The 22,197-nt window shown below is 36.6% G+C and carries 15 protein-coding genes; 14 read left to right on the top strand and 1 reads right to left on the bottom strand.

Features of this window, described 5'->3' with window-relative positions:
• The first annotated feature begins 6 nt into the window (after positions 1-6).
• The 4 genes from nusA (at position 7) to JO950_RS08570 (ending at position 5,856) form a co-directional block, all read left to right on the top strand.
• Positions 7-1,260: a transcription termination factor NusA gene (gene nusA / locus JO950_RS08585; protein WP_017498147.1), complete on the top strand. Its 1,254-nt coding sequence runs from the start codon at positions 7-9 to the stop codon at positions 1,258-1,260.
• A gap of 48 nt (positions 1,261-1,308) precedes the next feature.
• Entirely contained in the window at positions 1,309-4,188 is a 2,880-nt protein-coding gene (gene infB, locus JO950_RS08580; protein ID WP_202702267.1) for a translation initiation factor IF-2, read from the top strand.
• 154 nt (positions 4,189-4,342) lie between these two features.
• Positions 4,343-4,852 carry a DUF4920 domain-containing protein gene (locus JO950_RS08575; protein WP_202702266.1) on the top strand — a complete coding sequence of 170 codons (510 nt, stop codon included), beginning with the start codon at positions 4,343-4,345 and terminating at the stop codon, positions 4,850-4,852.
• A 221-nt stretch (positions 4,853-5,073) separates the two neighbouring features.
• Entirely contained in the window at positions 5,074-5,856 is a 783-nt protein-coding gene (locus JO950_RS08570) for a phosphatase PAP2 family protein (RefSeq protein WP_202702265.1), read from the top strand.
• 131 nt (positions 5,857-5,987) lie between these two features.
• On the opposite strand, the gene JO950_RS08565 is transcribed toward JO950_RS08570, so the two are convergent.
• Positions 5,988-6,377, bottom strand: a complete 390-nt coding sequence (locus JO950_RS08565) for an SPOR domain-containing protein (RefSeq protein WP_202702264.1) — start codon at positions 6,375-6,377, stop codon at positions 5,988-5,990.
• Positions 6,378-6,596: 219 nt separating this feature from the next.
• Here JO950_RS08565 and JO950_RS08560 point away from each other — a divergent pair, with 219 nt between their 5' ends.
• The 10 genes from JO950_RS08560 to JO950_RS08515 all read left to right on the top strand — a co-directional run bounded on the left by JO950_RS08560 (position 6,597) and on the right by JO950_RS08515 (position 22,014).
• Entirely contained in the window at positions 6,597-7,931 is a 1,335-nt protein-coding gene (locus JO950_RS08560) for a c-type cytochrome (RefSeq protein ID WP_202702263.1), read from the top strand.
• A 32-nt stretch (positions 7,932-7,963) separates the two neighbouring features.
• Complete coding sequence (locus JO950_RS08555; RefSeq protein ID WP_202702262.1) at positions 7,964-11,023, top strand: TAT-variant-translocated molybdopterin oxidoreductase; 3,060 nt, start codon at positions 7,964-7,966, stop codon at positions 11,021-11,023.
• A 33-nt stretch (positions 11,024-11,056) separates the two neighbouring features.
• The gene (nrfD, locus tag JO950_RS08550; protein WP_017498154.1) at positions 11,057-12,460 is read left to right on the top strand and encodes an NrfD/PsrC family molybdoenzyme membrane anchor subunit; all 1,404 of its coding nucleotides are present in this window, start codon (positions 11,057-11,059) and stop codon (positions 12,458-12,460) included.
• The gene (locus tag JO950_RS08545; RefSeq protein ID WP_017498155.1) at positions 12,453-12,977 is read left to right on the top strand and encodes a DUF3341 domain-containing protein; all 525 of its coding nucleotides are present in this window, start codon (positions 12,453-12,455) and stop codon (positions 12,975-12,977) included. Before nrfD ends, JO950_RS08545 begins: the two co-directional genes overlap by 8 nt.
• An 8-nt stretch (positions 12,978-12,985) precedes the next feature.
• The gene (locus JO950_RS08540; protein ID WP_026110155.1) at positions 12,986-13,531 is read left to right on the top strand and encodes a cytochrome c; all 546 of its coding nucleotides are present in this window, start codon (positions 12,986-12,988) and stop codon (positions 13,529-13,531) included.
• A gap of 27 nt (positions 13,532-13,558) precedes the next feature.
• Positions 13,559-15,079, top strand: a complete 1,521-nt coding sequence (locus JO950_RS08535) for a quinol:cytochrome C oxidoreductase (RefSeq protein ID WP_202702261.1) — start codon at positions 13,559-13,561, stop codon at positions 15,077-15,079.
• Positions 15,080-15,098: 19 nt separating this feature from the next.
• Positions 15,099-16,295: a cytochrome c oxidase subunit II gene (locus JO950_RS08530; RefSeq protein WP_202702260.1), complete on the top strand. Its 1,197-nt coding sequence runs from the start codon at positions 15,099-15,101 to the stop codon at positions 16,293-16,295.
• Positions 16,296-16,326: 31 nt separating this feature from the next.
• Entirely contained in the window at positions 16,327-18,129 is a 1,803-nt protein-coding gene (locus JO950_RS08525) for a cbb3-type cytochrome c oxidase subunit I (RefSeq protein ID WP_202702259.1), read from the top strand.
• 586 nt (positions 18,130-18,715) lie between these two features.
• Positions 18,716-21,343: a bifunctional lysylphosphatidylglycerol flippase/synthetase MprF gene (mprF, locus tag JO950_RS08520; protein WP_202702258.1), complete on the top strand. Its 2,628-nt coding sequence runs from the start codon at positions 18,716-18,718 to the stop codon at positions 21,341-21,343.
• Complete coding sequence (locus JO950_RS08515; protein ID WP_202702257.1) at positions 21,343-22,014, top strand: DUF998 domain-containing protein; 672 nt, start codon at positions 21,343-21,345, stop codon at positions 22,012-22,014. The genes mprF and JO950_RS08515 overlap by 1 nt, the downstream gene beginning before the upstream one ends.
• The last annotated feature ends 183 nt before the right edge of the window (positions 22,015-22,197 follow it).

Below are 22,197 nucleotides of genomic sequence, written 5' to 3'. Positions count from 1 at the left end.
ATTCGCATGGAAAATTTAGCATTAATCGATTCATTCTCAGAGTTTAAGGATAATAAACTTATTGATCGTGTAACGCTTATGGCAATTTTAGAGGACGTGTTTAGAAATGCATTAAAGAAAAAATACGGTTCTGATGATAACTTTGACATCATTATAAATCCTGATAAAGGAGATATGGAGATCTGGAGAAGAAGAGTAATTGTTGCTGATGAAGATCTGGATTTCGAAAACGAAGAGATTACTTTGACTGAAGCAAGAATGATTGAAGCTGATTTTGAAATCGGTGAAGAGGTTTCTGAAGAGGTGAAATTGATTGATTTAGGAAGAAGGGCTATTTTGGCTTTGCGTCAAAACTTAATATCTAAAATTCACGAACACGATAATACAAATCTTTACAAGCAATTTAAAGATATTATTGGTGATATTTATACTGCCGAAGTGCACCACGTACGTCCAAGAGTTGTAATTTTGGTCGATGATGAAGGAAATGAAATTGTACTTCCAAAAGAAAAACAAATTCCATCTGACTTTTTCCGTAAAGGAGATAATGTACGCGGAATTATTGAAAGCGTTGAATTAAAAGGAAACAAACCTCAAATCATTATGTCCAGAACTTCTGAGAAGTTTTTGGAGAAATTGTTTGAGCAGGAAATTCCTGAGGTATTCGACGGTTTGATTACAGTTAAAAATGTAGTGCGTATTCCTGGAGAAAAAGCAAAAGTAGCGGTAGATTCTTATGATGATAGAATTGATCCTGTTGGAGCTTGTGTGGGGATGAAAGGATCTCGTATTCACGGAATCGTTCGTGAGTTAGGAAACGAGAATATCGATGTAATTAATTATACAAACAATATTCAATTGTTTATTACAAGAGCTTTAAGCCCTGCAAAAGTTTCGTCTATCAAAATTGACGAAGAAAATAAAAGAGCTGAAGTTTTCTTGAAATTAGAAGAAGTTTCTAAAGCAATTGGTAGAGGAGGTCACAATATTAAATTAGCAGGTCAGTTAACAGGTTACGAGTTAGATGTAATTCGTGAAGGAGATGTTGCAGGAGCAACGGCAGATGAGGATGATGTTGAATTAACAGAATTCTCAGATGAAATCGAAGGCTGGGTAATTGAAGAATTTGCTAAAATTGGTTTGGATACAGCAAAAAGTATTCTAAAGCAGGAAGTAGAAGATTTAGTAAGAAGAACAGATTTAGAAGAGGAAACTATTCTTGATGTTATGAAAATACTAAAAGAAGAGTTTGACAGTTAGTTGTCTGCTCTAACAACACAACGAAAAAGGTAATAATAAAAAGGTTATATGTCTGAAGAGAGAGTAATAAGAATAAACAAGGTTTTAAGGGAATTAAATATTTCGTTAGAAAGAGCTGTTGATTATCTAAAAGATAAGGGAATTGCTATTGATGCAAATCCGAATGCAAAAATTTCTGATAGCGAATTTAATATCCTACAAAGCCAATTTGCGGGCGATAAGGGGAATAAGGAAGCTTCTAAAGAGGTAGGGGAAGAGAAAAGAAAAGAGAAAGAAGCATTACGTGTTGAACGTGAGAAAGAAATTGAGGACAAACGCAGACAAGACGAAGAGCGCCAAAAACAACAGGAGGTTATAAAAGCGAGAGCTGTTGTAACAGGACCTGTTCAAGTAGGTAAAATTGATTTAAACCCGAAGAAACCTGCAATTGTTTCTACTCCTGTTGAGGAACCAGTGAAAACCGAAGAGCCAAAAGCAGTTGTTACTCCAACTCAACCAGAAAAACCTGTTCAAAAAGAAATTGTACAGCCAGAGCCGGTAGTTGCTCCTGTAGTTTCTGAAGAGAAAAAGGTAGAAAAACCTATTATTACAGAGAAGAAAGAAGTAAAAGTAGAGTCTCCAAAAGTAGCGCAGGAACCGGTTGTTTCAACTGATCCTAACACTGCTGAGGAAATAATTACTACACAATATCAAAAATTATCTGGAACTACTCTTACCGGGCAGACAATTGACTTGTCTCAATTCAATAAGCCTAAGAAAAAGAAAGAAGATCCAAAGATAACTCCTAATAAACCAGGAGCTCCGGGAGCCGGAAATAACGCTAATAAAAATAAGCGTAAAAGAATCGCTCCTAAACCGGGAACTCCGGGTGCGCCAAAACCTGCAACAGGTAATGCGCCGGGAACTCCAAACCCTAATAAAATTACACCAAATACTGGTGGAGGAGGTTTTAATGCAAACAGAAGTGCAAGACCAGGTTTTGTAAAAGGAAACCGTCCTGCAATTGTAGCAAAAGTGGAGCCAACTGAAGAGGAAGTAAAAAACCAAATTAGAGAGACTCTTGAAAAACTTCAGGGTAAAGGTGGAAAATCTAAAGCTGCTAAATACAGAAGAGATAAAAGAGAAACGCACCGTCAAAAATCAGATGATGAGCAAAGAGCACTTGACGAAGGAAGTAAAACAATTAAAGTTACCGAGTTTGTTACGGTAGGTGAAATTGCAATCATGATGGATGTGCCGATTACAAAAGTAATTGGAACGTGTATGTCTCTTGGTATCATGGTTACCATGAACCAACGTCTGGATGCTGAAACTCTAACAATCGTAGCGGATGAGTTTGGTTACGAAGTAGAGTTTATCACGGTTGATATCGAAGAAGCTATCGAGGTAGTTGAAGATAAAGAAGAAGACTTAGTGGTTAGAGCGCCAATTGTTACAGTAATGGGTCACGTCGATCATGGTAAAACCTCTTTATTGGATTATATCCGTAAAGAAAATGTTATTGCCGGAGAGTCTGGAGGTATTACACAGCACATTGGAGCCTATGGCGTAACTTTAGATAACGGTCAGAAAATAGCATTCTTAGATACTCCGGGTCACGAGGCGTTTACCGCGATGCGTGCACGTGGAGCTCAAGTTACCGATATCGCTATTATTGTTGTTGCTGCGGATGATGATATCATGCCACAAACAAAAGAAGCAATTTCTCACGCACAAGCGGCGGGAGTTCCAATTATATTTGCAATCAATAAAATTGATAAACCAAATGCTAATGTTGAGAAAATCAAAGAGCGTTTGGCTAGTATGAACTTACTTGTTGAAGATTGGGGTGGAAAAATTCAATCGCATGATATTTCTGCAAAAGTTGGAACAGGTGTAAAAGAATTATTAGAGAAAGTTTTATTAGAAGCGGAAATCTTAGATTTAAAATCGAATCCAAACAAAGCGGCTCAAGGAACAGTTGTTGAGGCGTTCTTAGATAAAGGAAAAGGATATGTGTCTACCATTTTAGTTCAACATGGAACTTTAAAAGTAGGGGATTATATGTTGGCAGGTAAGCATCATGGTAAAATTAAAGCTATGCATGATGAACGCGGACATATTGTTAAAGAAGCAGGGCCTTCGACTCCGGTATCTGTTTTAGGTCTTGACGGAGCTGCAACTGCCGGTGATAAGTTTAACGTTTTTGAAGACGAAAAAGAAGCAAAACAAATTGCTTCGAAACGTTCTCAATTAATGCGTGAACAATCAGTACGTACACAACGTCATATTACATTAGATGAGATTGGACGTCGTATCGCACTTGGTCAGTTTAAAGAATTGAACGTAATCCTTAAAGGAGACGTGGATGGATCTGTTGAAGCATTATCAGATTCGTTCTCTAAATTGTCTACAGAAGAAATTCAGATTAATATCATTCATAAAGGTGTTGGAGCAATTACTGAAACTGACGTTATGTTGGCTTCTGCATCTGATGCAATCATTATCGGATTTAACGTTCGTCCTGCAGGAAATGCGAGACAGCTTGCTGATAAAGAAGAAATTGATATCCGTTACTATTCTATTATCTACGCTGCAATCGATGACTTAAAAGATGCAATGGAGGGAATGTTAGCTCCTGAGATGAAAGAAGAAATTTTAGGAACTGCTGAAATTCGTGAGATTTTCAAAATTTCTAAAGTGGGTTCAATCGCTGGTTGTATGGTGATGGACGGTAAGATTATGAGAACTTCTAAAATTAGAGTAATCAGAGATGGAGTAGTGGTGCACACAGGTGAGCTTGTGGCGTTGAAACGTTTCAAAGACGATGTTAAAGAAGTTACTAAAGGATACGATTGTGGTATTCAGATCAAAGGATACAATGATATCGAAGAAAGAGATGTTATTGAGGCTTACCACGAGGTAGCAATCAAAAAGAAATTGAAATAATAATCAATACTTATATCAAAAGTCCCAACGAGAGTTGGGACTTTTTTTGTGGGAATATTTAAACGAAGTTTGTAGTGTTTAAAAAAATGAGGTGTCATTAATATTTTCGTTTATTTCAATTTTAATGCTATTTTTGATTAAAAAATATTTAATTATGAGAAAATTTATATTTGCAATCGTTCTTTCTGCGAGTTTTTCTTCAGTGTCTTTTTCGCAGGAAGCAGTTGAAAAAAGTGCTCCTCCGGCAGGAAATGCTGTAGTGGGAGATCATTACGGTGCCGATGTTTCGAAAATTTCAGAAAGCAAAGCGATCACGGTTGAGAAGTTGAAAAACGACTTAAAAACTGCTAATAAAGCTGAAAATATATCAGTAAAAGGAGTTGTGACCGATGTTTGTCCGAAGAAAGGATGCTGGGTTACTGTTAAAACAGAAGATGGATCTTCCTTTTTTGTGAAAATGAAGGACTATGCTTTTTTTGTGCCAACGGCCTTAAAAGGTAAAAATGTTGTTTTGGAAGGTACGGCCGAGAAGAAAATCACTTCTGTTGATGAGTTGAAGCATTATGCTAAAGATGCTAAAAAATCAAAGGTTGAAATTGATGCGATCAAGATGCCGAAAGAAGAAATACGGTTTATGGCAGATGGAATTAAGGTGGTGAATTAAAAGTTTTTTTTGATGTACTGTCCCGTGTTTATATTCTAAAGTTCCAGCGAAAGTTGGGACTTTTTTATTGGAACAAATTTCAGATTATCGTGTTTCCATTTATAATATGGAAGAGAAAGTTGGAATGTTTATTGGTTTTGTGAGAGGTGGAATTGATTTATTTGTAAGATTTTTTTTAGTTTTGCAAAAAGAGATAAAGCTGAATTGATTGCGTATTTCGTATGGGACTAAAATTATTTAATAGTATCACCCGTCTTTTTGACAAAAGGGGCAAGTCTGACGGGGCTAAGCATAAGTTTGTAAATGTGGAAGAGATGAGAGTTGAAATGCCTGACTTGTTGTATGGGTATCTTTCTGATGGTGAAATGCCAAATAGTTTGGTGTTGTTGGCTCCGCCTCCTGAACCTGCTTCTGCTGTTTTTGAATTCGACTTGGAGTATGCCAGGAGAGTGTCAAAATCTAAAGACCAGATTCGTTTTTTGCAGGCTGTTAGTGATGCCAATTTGTCTTTTCCGCATGCGGTTAGATCGTTTGAGGCTACTTTGGGAATTGATATTAATGAGGTGCTTACGCCTAAGTTGTATTTGCTTATGCGTCGGGTGATGACGGATGCAAGATTGTCGACGTATACGGCGAAGAATTTTTACAATCGCGAACGGCCCTTTGTGGTTAACAAGCAAAAAACTTGTACTCCCGAGCTGGAAGAGGTACTGCGTAAAGTAGGCTGTTTTCCGTCAGGACATGCTGCTGTAGGCTGGGCATGGGCTTTGGTGTTTAGTGAAATCTTTCCGGATAAGGAGAAGGTAATTCTTGAGCGGGGACTTGACTTTGGTGAAAGTCGGTTGATTTGTAATGTGCATTGGCATAGTGACGTAGTGAAAGGTAGGGAAATGGGAAAGGCTACTGTGGATTGTCTTCGTGTGAATACCGCTTTCAATACTGATTTATTGCAGGTTAAGGAAGAGGTATTTCAGGTGTTGAAATCAATGAAAACTAATGGGTGATGTTTGTTGTGAAGGAATGTAGTTTGCTGGTGAAACTTATGTTCTTGCAGTTGGATGTAAATCATACGAAAAAGGGCAACTTCGATTGTGAAGCTGCCCTTTTTTTTGATTGTTCTGTTTTAATTGAGAATTTACTTCCCTGGCTTTAGTAGAAAAACACTTTTGTATCTCTTTTTGATGTCTGCCAGGTTTCTTTCTGCTTCTATTCTGGTCTTGAAATTTCCAACAATAACCTTGTAATTTGGGGTGTTGAAAATTATGGTTCCGTCGATGTTGCTGTATTCTCTTTTGAAATCCGATAACGTTTTCTTTGCTTCTTCGCTTTTGCCGCTGAAGATTTGAATTTTATAGGTATCGTTTGTACTTATTGATGTGTTAATTTTGCGTTTATCATTCAATAATTGCTCAAATTTTGGATCCTGATTTAGTGTTAAATTTTGATCCTGAGCCTGAATGTTGTAAGCTAAAGTGATCATTGTTAGCGTGAAGAAAACTCTTTTAGATGGGGTTAAAATTCTCATAATGTGGTGGTTTTTGAGCAAAAATACTATTTAAAAATTGTATGTGAAAATTTGATATTATTTAGAATTGATATAAATTGATATTTAAGACTATTTTAAGGTTTTGAGAATAACACATAAGTCGTATTTTTGTGCAAGTTTTAAAAGAAGGTATTAGTTTTTTGTTGATTTACTACAGAAAAAATCATACCAAAAATTAGTAGATAATTATTATACTATATGAAAAAGGTGGGTAACCATAATTCGATCTCAAGAAAATTGCTGCTTAGCTTATCGCTAACGCTGATTTTCTCCCTAACTTCATTTGCTCAAGATCCAGCTGCTCCTGCGGCGACTGAAGCTGCTGCTGCTCCGGCTGCAACTGCTGGTGGTGATCCGGTAAAAGGGAAAGAACTTTTTAATGCAAATTGCGCTGCATGTCACAAATTAGATGCCAAATCAACTGGTCCTGCTTTAAGGGGAGTTGCTGAAAAGCATGATAAAGCTTGGCTTTATAAATGGATTCACAACAGTTCTGACATGATTAAGTCAGGTGACGCTGTGGCTGTGAAGCTTTTTGAAGAAAACAACAAGTCAGTAATGACTTCTTTTCCTCAATTATCTGAGGGGGATATTGATAATATTATCGCCTATACTTCTGAAGTAAAAGCTGAACCAGCTGTTGCTGGTGGTGGAGCTGCAACTCCTCCGGGAACAAACGTTGACGGTGGTGGTATTTCAAACAATATTATTTTAGGTGCACTTGCACTTGTAATGGCTATCTTGGTGGTAATGTTGTTCATGGTGAACAAAGTATTGACTAAAGTGGCTAGTAATAATGGAATTGTAGTTGCTCCTAAAGAAGCTACGACTCCTATCTGGAAAGCATTCGCTAGAAACCAGTTCTTGGTATTAGTTACTGCAATATTCTTGCTATTGGCAAGTGGATATTTTGTGTACGGATACTTAATGCAAGTTGGTGTGGATCAAAATTATGAGCCAATTCAGCCAATTCACTATTCTCATAAAATTCACGCTGGTGATAACGAAATCAATTGTAAATATTGTCACTCTGCTGCTCGTGTAAGTAAGACTGCTGGTATTCCATCTTTGAATGTTTGTATGAACTGTCATAAAAACATCTCTGAAGTTGCTGAAACTACTGCTACTCCTGAGTACAGCAAGGCATTTTACGATGCTCAGATCCAAAAATTATACGATGCAGTTGGTTGGGATAAGGCAAAGCAAGCTTATACCGGAAAAACGCAACCAGTAAAATGGGTTCGTATTCACAACTTGCCTGATTTTGTTTACTTCAATCACTCTCAACACGTTACTGTTGGAGGTATCGAATGTCAAACGTGTCACGGTCCTGTGGAAGAATTTGAAATCATGAAGCAATACTCTAAATTAACAATGGGATGGTGTGTTGATTGCCATAGAAAAACTGATGTTAAGATGGAAGGAAATGCATACTATGATAAAATTCATGCTGAACTTTCTAAAAAATACGGTGTAGAGAAATTAACTGCAGCGCAAATGGGAGGTTTAGAATGCGGTAAATGCCACTATTAATCGAATTATTAAGATTTTAATATTTATATACAATGTCATCAAACAAAAAATACTGGAAAAGTGTTGAAGAACTAGAAAATAGTTCTATTGTTGAGGCGCTTAGAAATAACGAGTTTGTTGAAGAGATTCCTACAGATGAATTCTTAGGGAATGCAGATGCTTTAGCTTCATCTGGAACTTCACGTCGTGACTTTTTAAAGTACGTAGGATTTAGTACTGCGGCAGTTACACTTGCTGCATGTGAAGGTCCTGTGCACAAGTCTATCCCTTATGTTTTACAACCAGAGCAAATCATTCCTGGTGTTGCAGATTATTATGCAACTACTGTATTTGATGGTTTTGATTTTGCTAATCTTTTGGTAAAAACTCGTGAGGGTCGTCCAATTAAAATTGAAAACAATGCAATCGCTGGTGCTAAATTTGCAGCCAATGCGAGAATTCACGCATCTATCTTAGGATTGTATGATAGCGCTCGTTTAAAAGAGCCAAAAGCAGATGGTAAACAAACTACTTGGTCGGCTGTTGATTTGAAAATTAAATCAAGTTTAGCTGAAGCAAAAGCTAAAAACCAACAGGTGGTATTATTAACAAATACACTTGCAAGTCCATCTACTGAAAAATTAATCGCTGAATTTATTGCTAAAAATCCAAATGCTAAGCATGTTGTTTATGATGCAGTTTCTTCATCTGAGGCTTTAGATGCTTTTCAGGCTGTATATGGTCAAAGAGCTTTAGTTGATTACGATTTTTCAAAATCTAACTTAATTGTATCTGTTGGAGCTGATTTCTTAGGAGACTGGCAAGGTGGTGGATACGATAGTGGATATGCAAAAGGACGTATTCCTCAAAACGGAAAAATGTCCCGTCATTTCCAATTCGAATCAAATATGACATTATCCGGAGCCGCTGCTGATAAGCGTGTTCCAATGACTACTGCTGTTCAAAAACAGGCTTTAGTTCAAATATATAACATTATTGCAGGTGCTTCTGTTCCTGTTACTTTAGATGCTGCTTATAAAGCAGAGGTAGTGAAAGCTGCTCAGCAATTAAAAGCTGCCGGATCTAAAGGGGTTCTGGTATCCGGAATTGAAGATAAAAATGCTCAGTTATTAGTTTTAGCTATCAATCAAATATTGGCGAGTGAAGCTTATACTACTGCAGGAGCAAGACAAATTAGAAAAGGATCGAATGCTGTTGTTTCTCAATTAATTAAAGATCTGAATGCTGGAAGTGTTCATACTTTAATTATGAGTGGAGTTAATCCTGTTTACACTTTAGCTGATTCAGCTGCTTTTGTTTCAGGATTGAAAAAAGTTAAAACATCTGTTGCTTTTTCATTAAAAGAAGATGAAACTGCTTCAATTGTTACTGTTGCTGCTCCGGCTCCTCATTATTTAGAGTCTTGGGGAGATTTAGAAATAACAAGCGGAACTTATAGCTTAACGCAACCAACGATTCGCCCTATTTTTAATACCAAACAATTTCAGGATGTTTTATTGTCATTAAATGGTGCCGGAGGTACTTTTTATGATTATTTAAAAGTTAATTCTTCAGCATTTACTGCAGGATCTTCTTGGAACAAAGTATTACATGATGGTGTTGCAGTAGTTGGATCTTCTGCATTGTCTGGAGGTGCTGTTGATGCTGCTACCGCTGCAAATGCACTTGCAAAATCTAAAGCTGCCGGTGATTTCGAATTGGTATTATATACTAAAACAGGATTAGGAGATGGACAACATGCTAATAACCCTTGGTTACAAGAGTTCCCGGATCCAATTACCAGAGTTTCATGGGATAACTATGTTACTGTTTCTAATGCTGATGCTAAAAAATTAGGATTATCAAATGAAATCGTTGCTAATGGTGGTTTGAACGGAAGTTATGCTACTATTACTACTGCTGACGGGGCTAAATTAGAAAACGTTCCGGTAATTGTTCAGCCAGGACAAGCTGTTGGTACAGTTGGTTTAGCAGTTGGTTACGGTCGTAAGGCAGCGTTAAAAGAAGAAATGCAGGTAGGTTTAAATGCTTACGCTTTATATAAAAATTTCAATAGTGTTCAGTCTGTTTCTATTGCGAAAGCAAATGGAGAGCATGAGTTTGCTTGTGTTCAGGGACAAAAAACATTAATGGGTAGAGGAGATATCATTAAAGAAACTACCCTTGATGTATTTAACAAAGAAAATGCTGAACATTGGAATCCACAGCCAATGGTATCTTTAGATCACCAGGAAGTTAAAGCTACAACAGTAGATTTATGGGAATCATTTGATCGTTCTACAGGACATCACTTTAACCTTTCTATCGACTTAAATGCTTGTACAGGTTGTGGAGCTTGTGTTATTGCTTGTCACGCTGAGAACAACGTTCCTGTTGTTGGTAAAGCAGAGGTAAGAAGAAGCCGTGATATGCACTGGTTGCGTATCGACAGATACTATTCTTCTGAAAGCACTTTTGAAGGTGATAACGAAAGAAAAGAAGGAATTGCAGGTTTATCAAGTTCATTATCTACATTTAATGAAATGGAAAAACCAGGAGACAATCCACAGGTTGCATTCCAGCCAGTAATGTGTCAACACTGTAACCACGCTCCTTGTGAAACAGTTTGTCCGGTTGCAGCAACATCTCACGGTCGTCAAGGTCAAAACCACATGGCATACAACAGATGTGTTGGTACTCGTTACTGTGCAAACAACTGTCCATACAAAGTACGTCGTTTCAACTGGTTCTTGTACAACAAAAACAGTGAATTCGACTATCACATGAATGATGATTTAGGTCGTATGGTATTAAACCCAGACGTAAACGTTCGTTCTCGTGGAGTTATGGAAAAATGTTCATTCTGTATTCAAAGTACACAAGCTGTTATTCTTCAGGCAAAACGTGAAGGAAGAGTTGTGGCGAAAGATGAATTCAACAATGCTTGCGCTTGTTCTGCAGCTTGTTCTTCTGGAGCTATGGTGTTTGGAGATGTAAATGATAAAGAAAGCGAAGTTGCTAAGTTAGCAGAAAGCGAAAGAATGTATCATTTATTAGAGCATGTTGGTACAAAACCGAACGTTTTCTATCATGTAAAAGTTAGAAATACTTAGTAAAATTATTAATTAGAAACAATATAAAGGATTATGTCGTCTCACTACGAAGCACCCATTAGAAAACCTTTAGTTATAGGTGATAAATCTTATCACGATGTAACAGTAGATGTAGCTGCACCTGTTGAAGGGCCTGCAAACAAACAATGGTGGATTGTATTTTCAATCGCATTAATAGCCTTCCTTTGGGGATTAGGTTGTATAATTTACACTGTATCTACAGGTATCGGAACATGGGGATTAAATAAAACAGTTGGTTGGGCTTGGGATATCACGAACTTCGTTTGGTGGGTTGGTATTGGTCACGCCGGAACATTAATTTCTGCGGTATTATTACTTTTCCGTCAGCGTTGGAGAATGGCTATTAACCGTTCTGCTGAAGCGATGACTATCTTCTCAGTAGTTCAGGCAGGTTTATTTCCAATTATTCACATGGGTCGTCCATGGTTGGCTTACTGGGTTTTACCTATTCCAAATCAATTTGGATCTTTATGGGTAAACTTTAACTCGCCATTACTTTGGGACGTATTTGCAATTTCAACGTATCTTTCGGTATCATTAGTTTTCTGGTGGACTGGTTTATTGCCTGACTTTGCAATGCTACGTGATAGAGCAATAACACCTTTCAATAAAAGAGTATATTCTATCCTAAGTTTTGGATGGAGCGGTAGAGCAAAAGACTGGCAGCGTTTTGAAGAAGTATCTTTAGTACTTGCAGGTTTAGCTACTCCACTTGTACTTTCTGTACACACCATTGTATCGATGGACTTTGCTACTTCTGTAATCCCAGGATGGCATACCACGATTTTCCCTCCTTACTTCGTTGCAGGAGCGGTATTCTCAGGATTTGCGATGGTAAACACCTTGTTGATCGTTATGAGAAAAGTTTCAAATCTTGAAGCTTACATTACACTACAACATATCGAATTGATGAACATCATTATCATGATCACCGGTTCTATCGTAGGTGTTGCTTACATCACTGAGTTATTCGTAGCCTGGTATTCAGGTGTAGAGTATGAGCAATATGCTTTCTTAAACAGAGCTACCGGACCTTACTGGTGGGCATATTGGTCGATGATGACTTGTAACGTTTTCTCTCCACAGTTCATGTGGTTCAAAAAACTAAGAACAAGTATCATGTTCTCCTTCATTATTTCGATTGTAGTAAACATCGGAATGTGGTTTGAAAGATTCGTAATTATTGTTACTTCTTTACATAGAGATTACCTTCCATCTTCTTGGACAATGTTCTCACCAACATTCGTTGATATTGGAATTTTCATCGGAACAATTGGTTTCTTCTTCGTATTGTTTTTATTATACTCCAGAACATTCCCTGTAATTGCTCAGGCGGAGGTGAAAACAATTTTGAAAGGAACAGGAGATAATTATATTAGAGAAAGAGCAGCAAATAAAGATTCACACCATGAGTAATAAAGTAATATACGCCATTTATAATGACGATGATATTTTGATGGATGCAGTAAAGAAAACCAGAGCTGCTCATCATCATATTGAAGAAGTTTTTACTCCATTCCCAGTTCACGGATTGGATAAAGCTATGGGCTTAGCACCAACAAGATTAGCAATTTGTGCATTTTTATACGGATGTGTTGGTATTTCTGTTGCAACATTCATGATGAGTTATATCATGATTCATGACTGGCCTCAGGATATTGGTGGAAAACCAAGTTTTAGTTTCATTCAGAATATGCCTTCTTTTGTGCCAATTATGTTTGAGATGACTGTATTTTTTGCTGCCCACTTAATGGTAATCACTTTTTACATGAGAAGTAGATTGTGGCCATTCAAACAAGCTGAAAATCCTGATGTAAGAACAACAGACGACCATTTCTTAATGGAAGTTGCTGTAAATGATAACGAAGCAGAATTAGTTTCTTTTTTCGAAGGAACAGGAGCTGTTGAAGTTAAAGTAATCGAAAAGAATTAATTGTAGCTATGAAAAGGATATATAAAATAACACTTTTAGTTGGTATAACTATTTTAGTTTCATCTTGCCACAATAATTCGGCACCAAACTATCAGTATTTCCCAAATATGTATGAATCTGTTGCTTACGAGCCCTATACAGAAGCAAAAATATTTAAAGGAGGAAAAGAAGGACAGCTTCCTGTAGAAGGAACTATCAACAGAGGTTTTGAACCTTATGAGTATGAGAATTCAACTGCTGGTTATGAATTAGCGAAAGCAAATTTAAAATCACCTTTGACTGAAGCTGAAAAAAGTTCTGAAAAAGGAAAAGAACTTTTTGAAATTTATTGTATCAGCTGCCATGGTGCAACTGGAAACGGTAAAGGTAAATTGGTTGAAAGAGAAAAATTTCTTGGAGTACCTAGCTACAAAGACAGAGTAATCACTGAAGGGAGTATCTTTCACGTTGAGACTTATGGTTTAAATGCAATGGGTTCACATGCAAATCAATTAAGTGCCCACGAACGTTGGTTAGTTGCTGACTATGTTCTAAAACTAAAAAGCCAATTATAATTGTTGAACAAACTGATCGTAATAGATATGTATACATTTTCAAGTAAATTAAAAACTTTTTCTATCGTCCTAATGGTTCTTGGCCTATTAGGAATTGGGTATGGTTTTTTAAATGCACCTAAAGATATTCAAGAAGTTGAAAAAATACTAGCTGCAGATGCTCATGGTTCTCATGGTGCTGCGCATGGTGAAGCTGCGGAAGCTTCTCATGAAACTGCAGGTCATGAAGCTACAGAAGCTTCACATGAAGGTGCTGCACATGCAGAAGCTCCGGCAGCTTCACATGATACAGCAGAAGCTTCACATGATTCACTTAAAGGTGCAGCGCACGCAGAAACTCCAGCAGTTTCTCATGAAGCTGCAAAAGTTTCACATGACTCACACGAAGGTGGAGAGCATGCGAAAGTTGATGCCGCAGGTGAACATGAAAAACATTTGGAGCATGTATTGCACCAATTGCAAAACAAACCATGGTCAGCATTATATGTTGCTTGTATTTTCTTTTTACTACTTTCTATGGGAGTTTTAGCATTTTATGCTATTCAACAAGTTGCTCAGGCAGGTTGGTCTCCGGTATTGTTTAGAGTAATGCAGGGAATCACAGGTTATTTACCAGCTGGTTCTGTTATATTCTTTATTATTTTAGTACTTTGCGGATTACATTTTAACCACATTTTCGTTTGGTTAGGAGAAGGAGTTACAGATCCAAAACATGCTAATTATGATGCTATCATTGCTGGAAAAGCAGGTTACCTTAACTTTCCATTTTGGATCATCAGAGCAGCAATCTTTTTAATAGGATGGAACTTATACCGTCACTATTCCAGAAAAAACTGTTTGGCTCAGGACGAAGCTAAAGATGATCTATACTACAAAAAGAACTTTAAGTTATCTGCAGGATTCTTAGTTTTCTTTATCGTATCTGAGTCTATTATGTCTTGGGACTGGATTATGTCATTTGATCCACACTGGTTCAGTACATTGTTCGGATGGTATGTTTTTGCTTCTTTCTTTGTAAGTGGTATTACTACAATCGCATTAGTAACGATCTACTTAAAATCTAAAGGATATTTAGAATATGTAAACACAAGCCATATTCATGATTTAGCTAAATTCATGTTTGGTATCAGTGTATTTTGGACATACTTATGGTTCTCACAATTCATGTTGATCTGGTACGCTAATATTCCTGAAGAGGTTACGTATTTCGTAACTAGAATTCAATTATACAACTTACCATTTTTTGGAGCTGTAGTTATGAACTTTTTGTTCCCATTATTAATATTGATCAATACAGACTTCAAACGTCTTAACTGGGTTATCGTAATGGCTGGTGTAGTGATCTTGTTAGGACACTATGTTGATTTCTTTAATATGATTATGCCTGGTACAGTTGGAGATAAATGGTTTATTGGAGTTTCTGAAATTGCATCTATTCTTTTCTTCTTAGGTTTGTTTATTTTTGTCGTATTTACTGCATTAACTAAAGCTCCTTTGTTAGCAAAAAGAAATCCTTTCATTGAAGAAAGTAAACATTTTCATTATTAATATTTAAAGAAGTAAACAGATGACAAGTTTGTTGGTAATTATAGTTTTAGTTTTATTAGCAGTTGCATTGTGGCAATTGACCAAGATATTCGATCTTACGCAGGTGGGATCCTCTTCTTCGGACGATTCGCAAGTAGCATCTGATAATGATAATAATGTTCAGGGGTATGTTATGTTTGGCTTTTTGGCTTTCATTTATATCTTTACGATTTACGGTTTACTAAAATGGGGTGGTTTAGCACTTCACACTCCGGCTTCAGAGCACGGACTTTTGGTAGATAATTTAATGAATATTACCTGGGTTTTAATTTTTGTAGTTCAGTTTATTACACAAGGTTTATTATACTGGTTCTCTTTTAAAAACAGAGGACATAAAGATAAAAAAGCTTTATTCTTTGCTGATAGTAATAAATTAGAAGCAATTTGGAGTATTATTCCATCTGTAGTTTTGGCTTGTTTAATTCTTTACGGATTATACGCTTGGAACAACATTATGTTTGTTGATAAAGACGAGGATGTAATCGAAATTGAATTATACGCTCAACAATTTAAATGGACAGCAAGATATGCTGGTCAGGACAATGTTTTAGGAAAAGCAAACGTTCGTTTAATCGAAGGTGTTAATACTTTAGGAGTTGACATGTCTGATCCTAATGCTCAGGATGATATTGTAGTTACTGAATTGCATATTCCAAAAGGTAAAAAAGTACATTTCAAAATGCGTTCTCAAGACGTATTGCACTCGGCTTACATGCCTCACTTTAGAGCGCAGATGAACTGTGTTCCGGGTATGGTTACTGAATTTGCTTTTATTCCAACGTACACTACTTCTGAATACAGAGAGTTACCTTTTATGGTGGAGAAAGTTGCACACATCAATAAACTTAGAGCTGAAAAAAGCGTTGAGTTAGTGGCTAAAGGTGGAACAGCTTTAGATCCTTATACATTTGACTATTTATTATTATGTAATAAAATCTGTGGATCTTCTCACTACAACATGCAAATGAAAGTAGTTGTGGATACTCCGGAAGATTATAAAAAATGGTTAAGCGAAAAAACTACATTAGCTCAGGATATTAAAGCCGCTGCTGCTGCAGATGCTGAAAAAAAGGCTGGTGAAGAAGCAAAAGCGAGCACTGATAGTACTGCTAAAGATACTGTGAAAGCAGTTATTGATACGGTTAAAGCAGTTGTAGCTAAAGTGGCTATGAAATAATATTTATTAAGAAAATTTAAAGTACACATATATGTCAGCAGAAGCGCACGGTCACGATCACGGACACGATCACGAGCACGAACATCATCATAAAGACACCTTCATTACTAAATACATCTTTAGTATTGATCACAAAATGATTGCTAAGCAATACTTACTTACAGGTATTGTAATGGGAGTAATTGGTATTGCAATGTCGTTGCTTTTCAGAATGCAATTGGCTTGGCCAGAAGAGTCTTTTAAAATTTTTAATGTTTTATTAGGAGATAAATTTGCACCTGATGGTGTAATGGCAAATGATATTTATCTGGCTTTGGTTACCATTCACGGTACCATCATGGTATTCTTTGTACTGACGGCCGGTTTGAGCGGAACCTTTAGTAACTTATTGATTCCACTTCAAATTGGAGCGCGAGATATGGCTTCCGGATTTATGAATATGATTTCATACTGGTTGTTCTTCTTATCTGCTGTAGTAATGTTATGTTCCTTATTTGTTGAAGCTGGACCAGCATCTGCAGGTTGGACAATTTACCCACCATTAAGTGCTTTACCACAAGCAATCCCAGGTTCTGGAACAGGTATGACTTTATGGTTAGTTTCAATGGCTATCTTTATCGCATCTTCTTTAATGGGATCTTTGAACTACATTGTAACGGTTATCAACCTTAGAACAAAAGGAATGTCTATGACAAGACTTCCATTAACTATCTGGACATTTTTCGTAACAGCTATCATTGGTGTTATTTCGTTCCCTGTATTATTGTCAGCTGCTTTATTATTGATCTTTGACAGAAGTTTTGGTACTTCATTCTTCTTATCTGATATCTATATTGCCGGAGAGGTTTTACACTACCAAGGTGGTTCTCCAGTATTGTTCGAACACTTATTCTGGTTTTTAGGACACCCTGAGGTTTACATCGTAATCTTACCAGCGATGGGTCTTGTTTCTGAAATTATGGCTACAAACTCTCGTAAACCTATCTTTGGTTACAGAGCGATGATTATGTCAGTTCTTGCAATTGCATTCTTATCTACAATTGTTTGGGGTCACCATATGTTTATTTCAGGTATGAATCCTTTCTTAGGATCTGTATTTACCTTTACTACTTTATTGATTGCAATTCCATCTGCTGTAAAAGCGTTCAACTGGATCACAACTTTATGGAAAGGTAACTTACAATTCAACCCTGCAATGTTATTCTCTATCGGAATGGTTTCTACTTTCATCACTGGAGGTTTAACAGGAATCATTTTAGGAGATAGTACGCTGGATATTAACGTTCACGATACTTACTTCGTAATTGCTCACTTTCACTTAGTAATGGGTATTTCTGCACTTTATGGAATGTTTGCTGGTATTTACCACTGGTTCCCTAAAATGTACGGAAGAATGTTGAATAAAAATTTAGGTTACATTCACTTTTGGATCACAGCAGTTTGTGCTTACGGAGTATTCTTTCCAATGCACTTTATCGGATTAGCTGGTTTACCAAGACGTTACTATACAAACACAAACTTCCCATTATTTGATGATTTACAAAATGTGAATGTTTTAATTACAACATTTGCTCTTGTAGGAGGTGCGTTCCAATTAGTATTCTTATACAACTTCTTCGTTAGTATTTTCTACGGTAAGAAAGCAGTTCAGAATCCATGGAAATCAACAACATTAGAGTGGACTACTCCTGTAGAACATATCCACGGTAACTGGCCAGGTGAAATTCCTCACGTATACCGTTGGCCGTATGACTACAGTAACCCGAATCACGATGTAGATTTTGTACCGCAAAATGTACCGATGAAAGAAGGTGAAGAAGTTCTACACCACTAAAAATATTTTAAAAGACTGTCTGAGAAGACAGTCTTTTTTGTTTTTGTAAGCCGCATAGAATGCAAATCTGATTATTTGATTTGCGTAGGAAAAGATTTGAATCCAAATTTCAATTGTGACAGGAGCACTATTGAAATTTGGATTTGCTGTGAAGGAACTATGGCAAAAGCATCGTGCGTAGTACTATGAATGATGATGGCAATTGTAGGTTACGCCCTGAAAGGGCAAAAGCCTGTCCGCAAAGAAAAGCATCCGGTATATTTAGTACTTGATTCTCTAAGAATGCTTTTTTTATTGGGATTTGTTGGAGTTGAAAATTGCTTTTGCCCTTTCAGGATAATTCTACACCTTAATCGAAGTTGTAGCGCTTTGCACTATGCTCGCGCTTTTCTGGCTTTCAGTCCTTTTTACCAACTTTTGTTCTTGATCCGAAAAAGTTAATTAGCTGTAGTCATAATTAGCCTTAGCTTTTCATGGTTTGTAAAAGTGAGAAAAATAGCAGGTTAAATGATTGATAGATAGATAATTATTGTATATTTATATAGAAACAGGTTTCATTTTTCATAAGTAAATTAATCGCTGTAATATGAAGACACAAGTGATTTCCAATAGCATTTTTAGTTTTTTTAAAGACAGAAAGGGAGTCTCTTTTTTACGTGAGAATGATAAAATTATCAGACAGTTTGTATTTACTATTTTTTTTATTGGAATCGGAATCTGGTTTATCAAACACGAACGTTCGGAATTAGTAGAAGTTAATACTGTAATTACCAATGCCAGCTTTTTTTGGGTTTCGTGCGGAATTGCTCTTGCTTTCTTGTATGTATCTCTTCAGGCGTTAATGTATTTTGCTTCTTTTAAAGCTGTTCAAAGTGGGATCTCTTTTAAACAGGCCATTGTTTTATTTCTCAAGCGAAATTTTGTAAGCGTTTTTTTGCCGGCGGGAGGAATTTCTTCTTTAGCTTTTTTTACAAAATCCATTGAAAAGAGCGGTGTAAAACCAACTCAAATTCATTTTGCTTCTGTAGTTTATGGTTTTGTCGGGATACTCTCGGTTATTATTGTGGCAATACCGGCGTTAATTTACTCTTTATTTGAGGGAACTGCGGGGTCTGGTGTAGGATATGCCCTGGGAGCGGTTGTGATCTTAGCTTTGTTTGTTTTTCTGATTTATGATTCGATATTAAAAAAAGGGTCTCTGTACCGTCTCGTTATAAAACTTCTTCCTTCTGCAGTTGTCTTTTTAGATGATTTGCAACAAAACAGAATCTTAAAAAAGAAATTTCTGCAAGTTGTTTTGTATTCCGTACTCATCGAGTTTGCCGGAATAGCTCATTTGTATATTGCGATGATTGCTTTGGGGTTTGAACCGTCGTTGCCTGCCGCTGTAATAGGATACATTGTTTCGGTTGTTTTTTTAATCGTTTCTCCTTTTTTGAGAGGGTTAGGGGCTATAGAAATCTCGATGAGTTTTATATTAATACAATTCGGGTTTGATAATGTTAGTGCTATTGCCATCACTTTTTTGTATCGTTTCTTCGAATTTTGGATTCCATTAGTTGCAGGGGCACTAGTTTTTTTGTTTCATGCGAATACCTTATTGATGCGGGTGGTGCCATCGTTTTTACTTTTTGTTCTGGGGTTAATAAATATAGTGTCTGTATTAACTCCGGCTATTTCAGAACGACTGCACATTCTCAGAAACATTATTCCTGTCTCGGCTATTAAAGCATCAAATGATTTTGTGATAACTGCGGGTTTATTCATGTTGGTAAATGCGACATTTATGCTCAAAGGTTTGCGAAATGCCTGGTGGTCTGCCATTTTCTTAAGCGGTATTTCTGTGATCGGACACCTCACAAAGGCCATTGATTATGAAGAAGCAGTAATCGCTTTGATTGTTTTTATCAGTTTAATTATTACCAGAAAAGAATATTATATCAAGAGCAATTCGCACTTGCAGAGTATCGGATTAAAAACAGTTTTAATTACTATGGCAGCTGTTTTAATATACAGCATTCTGGGATTCTATTTTTTGGATAAGAAACATTTTGGTATCGATTTTCATTGGCAGCAATCTATTAGATATGGATTTCAGAATTACTTTTTGGTGGGGAGCTCTGATTTGGTTCCCCTCGACAGATTTGCAAGGCGCTTTTTACTTTCCATCAACATTAGTGGTTTTTTATCCATTGGCTTTTTGATCTTTGCCTTAATTCGTCCCTACACCATAAAGAAAGAGGCAGTAGAAGATGATTTTTTATCTGCTAAAGATCTTCTGACTCTTTATGGAACTTCTGCTTTGGATTATTTTAAAACGTATGACGATAAAAATATTTTTTTAGCGACAAGTAAAAAGTCTTTTTTAGCTTATCGTGTGGGGGATAGTTTTGCGGTGGTTTTAGAAAACCCCGTCGCAGCATCGGAGGATGAATTTAAACAGTGTATTGTCGAGTTTGACTCGTATTGTTACGAGAATGGCTTGCGAAGTATTTATTATCGTGTACCCGAAGAAAATTTAGAACTCTTTGCCTCACTACACAAAAAGAATTTGTTTATAGGACAGGAAGCTGTCGTAGATTTATCGGTATTTACTATGGAAGGAGGGGCTAAAAAATCATTGCGTAATGCGATAAGCAAAGTCAAAGAAAAGGGGTTTAAGACTACCATTCATACCGCACCGGTTAAAGACGGATTGCTGCAAAAAGTTAAAGCGGTAAGTGATGAATGGCTTGCAGGTACCGGAAGAACTGAAATCGTTTTTTCGCAAGGTAAATTTGATTGGGAAGAACTCAAACAGCAAACCATCATAACAGTTGAAAATGCAGAAGAGAAAATTGTGGCTTTTTTAAATGTGATTCCGGATTATGCTAAAGGAGAAGGAACCTACGATTTGATTCGGAAAACCAATGATGCGCCGAATGGCATCATCGATTTTATCCTTTTAGAACTTTTTGCTTATTTGAAAACTCAGGGCTGTACGTCAGTCAATTTAGGATTAGCTGCGATGAGTGGAATTGAAGACCCGGACACTTTTCCGGAAAAGTCAATGAAGTTTGCTTATGAAAGAATTAAGTATTTTTCACATTATAAAGGATTGCGTGATTTTAAGGAAAAATTTTCTCCGGTTTGGTACAATAAATACTTAGTGTATACGCATGATTATGATTTGCTGCAGGCTCCGCTAGTTTTAAATAAAGTCGTAAAACCATAATGGAGAAGATGAAGACCGGGAAAACAGTACCATTCAATTGGGTTAGAGCAGCAGCAGTAATGTGTATAATTGCCTGTATTTCAGATTGTATAGTACTGTTTGTCTTAGGAAAGTATTATCAGGGGTATAGTCAGCTGCAGAACACCATTAGTTCGTTGGGAGCCACTATTAGTCCGGTATCTAAATTAATTTCTGCCTGGTGGATTTTAATTGGAATCGTATTTGTTTTTTTTGGAGTCTTTTTCAGAAAAGCCTTTGAGAAAGATGGGAGATATGTAAAACTTGCTTCTTTGTTGATTGTGATGTATGGATTAGGAGAAGGGATAGGCTCCGGTTTGTTTAAAGCGGATAGCATAAACGGTAAAAGGACATTCTCGTTTCTTTTGCATGATATTGCAGGGGGTATCGGAATTATTGCTGCAGTATTGCTGCCTTTAGTAATGTGCAGCGTGATTTCAAAAGAAGACAATTCACCGTTTTACTGTTTTTCATGGATTGTTTTTATCATTGGCAGTATTACGCTGTTGTGCTTTGGGATTCGTTTTCCTTCTGAGGCAGGTGATTTAATTGCTTCATGCAGAGGATTATGGCAAAGGCTTTTTCTGCTCAATCTGTATGTTTATTTTATTGCAATTTCAGTCATAATGTATAATAGGAAAATTCCAGTTTAACTCGTTGGGCGTAATTACTAAATTTTTAGTTAAACACATAGAAACATAGATTTTTAAACTGGAAAGGAATACAAAAAGAAACAAATTTCTCTCACATAGTAAATACTTTGTGTATTTAAATAAAGTGAAACGCCTTTTTTAGGGATGCAAAGACTATGTTTCTATGTGTTAAATCAATTTTTC

This window comes from Flavobacterium sp. UGB4466 (genome assembly GCF_903469665.1).
In the GTDB taxonomy this organism is placed as follows: Bacteria; Bacteroidota; Bacteroidia; order Flavobacteriales; family Flavobacteriaceae; genus Flavobacterium; species Flavobacterium lipolyticum.
Note: the sequence above shows the minus strand (reverse complement) of the source record. Positions and strands in the feature narration are given on the sequence as shown.